8 protein-coding genes, 1 tRNA gene and 1 pseudogene are annotated in these 5,620 nt (G+C 40.3%); 8 read left to right on the top strand and 2 right to left on the bottom strand.

The genetic code is table 11. The features are described 5' to 3' along the window. Nucleotides 1-116: 116 nt before the first annotated feature. A complete protein-coding gene (locus K1X56_14740; protein ID MBX7095977.1) occupies nucleotides 117-608 on the top strand; it encodes a DUF1905 domain-containing protein in 492 nt (163 codons plus the stop codon). A gap of 2 nt (nucleotides 609-610) precedes the next feature. Here the strand turns inward: K1X56_14740 and K1X56_14745 are convergent, their stop codons facing one another. Next, nucleotides 611-1,246, bottom strand: a complete 636-nt coding sequence (locus K1X56_14745) for a hemerythrin domain-containing protein (protein MBX7095978.1) — start codon at nucleotides 1,244-1,246, stop codon at nucleotides 611-613. A 210-nt stretch (nucleotides 1,247-1,456) separates the two neighbouring features. Here K1X56_14745 and K1X56_14750 point away from each other — a divergent pair. From K1X56_14750 to K1X56_14775, 6 genes and pseudogenes are all read left to right on the top strand, one after another. Then, nucleotides 1,457-1,530: transfer RNA gene (locus K1X56_14750), tRNA-Ala, on the top strand. A gap of 16 nt (nucleotides 1,531-1,546) precedes the next feature. Beyond that, complete coding sequence (locus tag K1X56_14755) at nucleotides 1,547-1,789, top strand: hypothetical protein (protein MBX7095979.1); 243 nt, start codon at nucleotides 1,547-1,549, stop codon at nucleotides 1,787-1,789. A 163-nt stretch (nucleotides 1,790-1,952) separates the two neighbouring features. Further along, nucleotides 1,953-2,207 (top strand): GIY-YIG nuclease family protein, encoded by a 255-nt coding sequence (locus K1X56_14760; GenBank protein ID MBX7095980.1) that lies wholly within the window; start codon nucleotides 1,953-1,955, stop codon nucleotides 2,205-2,207. 144 nt (nucleotides 2,208-2,351) lie between these two features. Further along, nucleotides 2,352-2,606: pseudogene (locus tag K1X56_14765) on the top strand (GIY-YIG nuclease family protein). A gap of 269 nt (nucleotides 2,607-2,875) precedes the next feature. Next, nucleotides 2,876-3,397: a hypothetical protein gene (locus K1X56_14770; GenBank protein ID MBX7095981.1), complete on the top strand. Its 522-nt coding sequence runs from the start codon at nucleotides 2,876-2,878 to the stop codon at nucleotides 3,395-3,397. 25 nt (nucleotides 3,398-3,422) lie between these two features. Continuing rightward, nucleotides 3,423-3,725, top strand: a complete 303-nt coding sequence (locus K1X56_14775; GenBank protein MBX7095982.1) for a hypothetical protein — start codon at nucleotides 3,423-3,425, stop codon at nucleotides 3,723-3,725. 83 nt (nucleotides 3,726-3,808) lie between these two features. Here the strand turns inward: K1X56_14775 and K1X56_14780 are convergent, their stop codons facing one another. Next, nucleotides 3,809-3,985 carry a hypothetical protein gene (locus K1X56_14780; GenBank protein MBX7095983.1) on the bottom strand — a complete coding sequence of 59 codons (177 nt, stop codon included), beginning with the start codon at nucleotides 3,983-3,985 and terminating at the stop codon, nucleotides 3,809-3,811. 248 nt (nucleotides 3,986-4,233) lie between these two features. Here K1X56_14780 and K1X56_14785 point away from each other — a divergent pair. Next, a partial coding sequence (locus tag K1X56_14785; protein MBX7095984.1) for a PKD domain-containing protein occupies nucleotides 4,234-5,620 on the top strand: 1,387 nt, incomplete at its 3' end.

Raw genomic sequence — 5,620 nt, forward strand, 5'->3', positions numbered from 1 at the left:
AAGATTTCAAAGCGACTGGCGGACCAGCCCAGGATTTCTGTATAGGGGAATTTGCGCATTGCACTAAAATAAGGGAATTGGGAATGCAATGCACGATTGTTTATATTTAGAAAAAAATGGCCGGTAAATCACATAGTGCTCATTCCTTTACATCGGAACTCTATAAAGAAAAATCCGGTATAGGTTTTCATTATATCGAATTTCCGAAGGATGCGGAAAAAATCTTTGGAAAAAAAGGGATGATTCGTGTTCTACTTGAAGTGGGAGAACATCAGTTTCGTCGCGCTCTGATTCCAACCTCCAGCGGTTTTCATCGCATTATTATGGGAGAAGAAATTCGTAAAGCGATTGGTGTAAAAACCGGCGATCGAATTAAAGCACAAATTCGTTTTGATCCTACGGTCCCTGAATTAGTCATACCCGAAGAATTGCAGTCGATATTCGATATGGAGCCGGACGTGGAGCAGCAATTTCATTCGCTTGCACCCGGTATGAAACGACAAATTTGTTTATGGATTTCAGAAGGCAAAAAAGTTGAAACGAGGGTCAACCGCGCATTGGAAATCCTTCGCCGTTTTCAAAGCGGCCGATTTAAATTCGGTAAATAATTTTATTTCATAATGGAATGTTCCTGTATTCCATGAAAATATAATTGTTCACGCAAGTGTTTCAATTTTTGCAATAAAACGGAAAATGCAAGATCGTTTTTCAATGGCGATAACCCTTTTTCAATTGCTTCTACATACTCCTGTAATTGCTCTTCATAGTTATCGTGCTCATGCATAAATGCAATGGCCGACTCCGCATTGGCAGGCATTGATTTTTTAAGCAGATAAGGGAACACTATTTTTTCTTCCATTTCAAAATGGTCGCGCAACCTTAAACGAAAATCGCCAAACCACTTCCAGGCAATCGCCAGGGCCAGCGTTTCAGCAATGGTTCCCGCCCCCAGCAAATGCTCGAAATGCGATTCAATTTCAGGGATGCACTTTCCCAAAATAAGCGAATGATCCCGACGCAACATGCCAATAAATGATTCGGTAATCTCCCTTTGCTCGTAATAAAAGGATTCTTCTACCGGGCCCCTTAATTGTTCCATAATCATTGCTTTTCCCAAACTTCCAACCTTTCTGCGATTAAAGAAATACCCTAATGCTGGTATTCGTGCGGCACCTTTTAAACCTCCACCTGTTAACAAAGCCCGAATCTTCAAAATGCTCCCTTCATTCGCTTTTCTATTTATCAATTTTTGCTAAATTTGGCCATTCTTTTACCGCCTTCGCCAAGGCTTTGGTGGTTGAGAGGGGGATTAGCTCAGTCCAGACGCTTATGGTCTGGATGATACACTGGCTAGAGCGTCCCGACGTATTGTCGGGAAGGTCATCGGTTCAGCAAACTAATTTCCGAATGAGAATAATAAATTTTACCACCTTCGCTGAAGCTTCGGTGGTTGAAAGGGGGATTAGCTCAGCTGGCTAGAGCGCTTGCATGGCATGCAAGAGGTCATCGGTTCGACTCCGATATTCTCCACTAAACTAAATCCCGCATGTGCGGGATTTTTCTTTTTACAGCAAGAAAAAGAAAAGCAGAAAATATGTCGAATGGTTGGGGCAATCGACTTGCTGGTGCGTCCCGACGAATGTCAGGAAGGTCATCGGTTCCCTGCCCGAATGACTTCGGTCAGGCGGGGACTCCGATATTCTCCACTAAACTAAATCCCGCTAATGCGGGATTTTTCTTTTTACAGCCAGAAAAAGAAAAGCAGAAAAAATATCGAATGGTTGATTAGCTCGGTCAAAACAATGTAAGTCTGAAGGCCTGAACTGGATAGAGCGTTTGCGTGGAATGCAAGAGGTCATCGGTTCCCTGCCCGAATGACTTCGGTCAGGCGGGGACTCCGATATTCTCCACCAACAAAATCCCGCAAGTGCGGGATTTTTCTTTTTACAGTTATGTTTTACGTTTATATTTTATACTCGCCTTCTTTAGAACGTTACTACATCGGTCAAACAGAAAACCTCAATGATCGATTATTCCGACACACAAATTCCGGAAGTAAATCAACTAAAGCTGCGAATGATTGGATATTGAAATACAAAGAGGAATTCAATACCAGAAGTGAGGCAATGAAGCGGGAAGCAGAGATCAAAAAAAAGAAAAGCAGAAAAAATATCGAATGGTTGATTAGCTCGATCAAGACAATGTAAGTCTGAAGGCCTGAACTGGATAGAGCGTTTGCGTGGCATGCAAGAGGTCATCGGTTCCCTGCCCGAATGACTTCGGTCAGGCGGGGACTCCGATATTCTCCACCAACAAAATCCCGCACTTGCGGGATTTTTCTTTTTACAGTTATGTTTTACGTTTACATTCTTTACTCCAAGGAGCTCGATCGCTATTACATCGGTTAAACAGAAAACCTCAATGATCGATTATTCCGACACACAAATTCCGGAAGTAAATCAACTAAAGCTGCGAATGATTGGATATTGAAATACAAAGAGGAATTCAATACCAGAAGTGAGGCAATGAAGCGGGAAGCTGAGATCAAAAAAAAGAAAAGCAGGAAATATATCGAATGGTTGATTCAATCCATCCTGATGATGTAAGCCTGGGTGGATCCCCTGGCTGGAGCGTCCCGACGAATGTTGGGAAGGTCATCGGTCCCCTGGCCGGCTGAATCGCGATTAAGCCAGTTTCAGATATTCGCGCTAAAAATCATAAAATGTTGTTCAATATTTTGAATCGGTTTTTTGAAGAAAATAAATAGAATTTGAAATCTAAGAAGGGAAAGAAATTTTATTCAAAAGACGATGGTATATTTTGCAATTCAAATTTCTAACTTTAATCCCAGTTAATATTTAAAAAGAAAATCCCTATGAGATTGTGGAATTTTTCAATCCTATCAACAGTGTTTATTGTTTCATGTACACAAAACCAAAATCCAAAAAACACTAATGAGATTAGAAATAAAGAGGATAAGGGTACAATTGAAAACAACTCAAACATTATAATATATAATTACGACAGCATAACTTATCAAAAATGCAACTATTATGGTGATTGGGACTCAGAGCCAACAGATAGCTTTTATATTCTATCTGTAAATTCAGTTGAGCTTATTAAACCCTATTTAAAAGATAGTTCAATTCAAAAATATTCATGTTGTCCGGAACATATATCAGGGTTTATGACTGTTTATTCGGACGGTAAGGCATTTCGGAGATATCAGGTGGCGGCAGATGGCGGGCTTGTGGGTGAAGAGTTTGATTCACTCTATACCTTTTTGGTTCCCTTTAACTATCAAACACGGATTAAAATTCCAAAAAAACAATGGGATTTAATCATTTCTGACATAATAAGAATTAAAGTTCCCATTGATAAAATGGAAAAAATGTAATCTATATTTTAATCTAAAATTCCGGATGCCTGGAGAAATTAGGGGTCGGAAAATTGAAAAGTCGGGTGTTGTGGTGGATTTCCGTTTCGATGCTAGTGGTGGAAAAATAAAATACCTTATTCAGTCTCCTTCCGGAAAAACCGAAATTTTGGAAGAACATTCTACTCCTTTGTTTCAGCAGGAAAAAAACTTATTTTTTTACATCATCGTGCATGAAAAAAAGATACAAGTGCCCCGTTCCGCTTTTTTTCAATTGATTCATTTCCGGGAAGTAGAAATCGAATACTCCAGCTCCGGACAATATCTGAAACACCGGGAAATAAATTAGGATGAAAAAGAATTGATGGTGCAAAGGTTGGTTTAAAACCCATTGCAAGATTATTTCGACAATCTGAAAAAATCACATTCCGCTTAAGCGTTCTGCATTTTTCCTCCAAAAAATGACAACAGGAATAAACCGATCCCCACACCAAATAATAATCCTTTATAAAGATCATTCAGCGAAGTGAACTGAAAAACATAAACAGCAGAAGCCAGCATCAACATGCCGCTTGCTCTTAGGTAGATGCTGGTTGGACTATTTTTCATACACCAATTTTTACCGAAGTTAAAAAAACAAGAGCAGTCCTCAAAAAGAAGCAATCACTTTGTTTCCCATTGCTATTCCTTTAAGACTACCAGTCAGCATATTTTCAACCACCAAAGCTTTAGCAAAGATGGGAATCAACCACCGAAGCCTTGGCGAAGGTGGTAATTCGTACTCCAAAATATAGGAATTTGTCGAAGCCCGATTTGTGCTATTCCTAAATTGATTACCTTGAACAAAACTATCGTCTATGAAAAAAGCTCTACTTGCATTTTTCGCTTTTATGGGGATGTTTATGGCTTCCTCTTCCTATGCTCAAAATTGTACCATTAACAACAGTCTCACCGTTCCGGGAATCGATCCGGATACTTTACCGGATGGACATGTAGGTCAGTTTTACAGCGAGGACATTCAATTTGTGCTGCCCACCGACACCATGGGTTATACCTTTCTGAATTTCCACATTCTTTCTATCTCTTTGCCCATCGGACTCAACTGGCAATGTTCCAACAATGCTAATGGATGCAATTACGATCCGGCAGTTGATATTCACGGATGTGTTAATGTATACGGTACACCATTGTTACCGGGACAATATCCCATTGATGTAACCGTAGTTGCCGATTTAAATATTGTTAGCGGATATCCGGTTACCTTTCAATCCTTCATCGAAATATTGCCGGGAAATACAGTGATTTCTAACAATGGATTTTCCATGTCGAACCCTTCCGGTTGCGCGCCAATAACGGTTGGATTTACCAATAACAATCCCGGATTACTTCAATACTCCTGGGATTTTGGTAATGGCAATATGAGTTCATTGGAAAATCCTGTTCCGCAAGTGTACACCAATCCCGGAAATTACATTGTGGAATATTCGGCATGGGATAATCTGGATACCATTGATGTATATACCATGACGGGTTTAACCATTACCGCCATGAGTAATTATGGAGGAGGATTCCCTTCATTCGAAAATGCAGATGCTTATTTTATTTTAAAAGAAAACGGAACAACCATTTTTCAATCGGCCATCATTGGCGATCAGGATCCACCGGTAAGCTGGACTACCAATCTAGTTCTTAATGCAGCGAATACCTATGTACTCGAAATTTGGGAAGCGGATGACAGCTACGGAGAAATACTTTTTGGTGCCGACGATTACATGGGTAATCACACCGTGATGTTGAGTGGATGTAACGGATGTGCTGCAGGAACCTCGACAATTAATTACAGCATTACGCATCAGGTAATTTATCCTACTCCATTTGTTTATTCGGTAGACACCGTTCACGTATATGGTTATCCGGGCACACCGAACATTGTTTATGATTCACTCAATCATGTTCTTTACACCGATTCATCCCAATATTATTTGCAATGGTATTACAATGGAAGTCCGGTAGCTGGTGCCAATAACGATTCATTGATTGTGCAATTATCCGGCGAATATTCCGTAGTTGCAATTAACGCTAATGGTTGTCCGGCCCCTTCTGCAGATATCACCGCTGTGTACTGTGGAAACAATTACCATCCAAATGTTCAGTTAAACGGCGCCGTGCTTTCTACTGCCGACACGCTCAACAATTCCTTCCAATGGCAGTATAATGGAATTGATATTCCAGGCGCAACCAATT

Source organism: Flavobacteriales bacterium (assembly GCA_019694795.1).
Classification (GTDB): Bacteria; Bacteroidota; Bacteroidia; order Flavobacteriales_D; family UBA2798; genus UBA2798.

Bases quoted from the DNA above. Each gene is read 5' to 3' on its own strand.
- K1X56_14755 (MBX7095979.1), top strand. From the start codon at position 1,547: ATGTGCGGGATTTTTCTTTTTACAGCAAGAAAAAGAAAAGCAGAAAAT.
- K1X56_14775 (MBX7095982.1), top strand. From the start codon at position 3,423: ATGCCTGGAGAAATTAGGGGTCGGAAAATTGAAAAGTCGGGTGTTGTG.
- K1X56_14740 (MBX7095977.1), top strand. From the start codon at position 117: ATGGCCGGTAAATCACATAGTGCTCATTCCTTTACATCGGAACTCTAT.
- K1X56_14760 (MBX7095980.1), top strand. From the start codon at position 1,953: ATGTTTTACGTTTATATTTTATACTCGCCTTCTTTAGAACGTTACTAC.
- K1X56_14770 (MBX7095981.1), top strand. From the start codon at position 2,876: ATGAGATTGTGGAATTTTTCAATCCTATCAACAGTGTTTATTGTTTCA.
- K1X56_14780 (MBX7095983.1), bottom strand. From the start codon at position 3,985: ATGAAAAATAGTCCAACCAGCATCTACCTAAGAGCAAGCGGCATGTTG.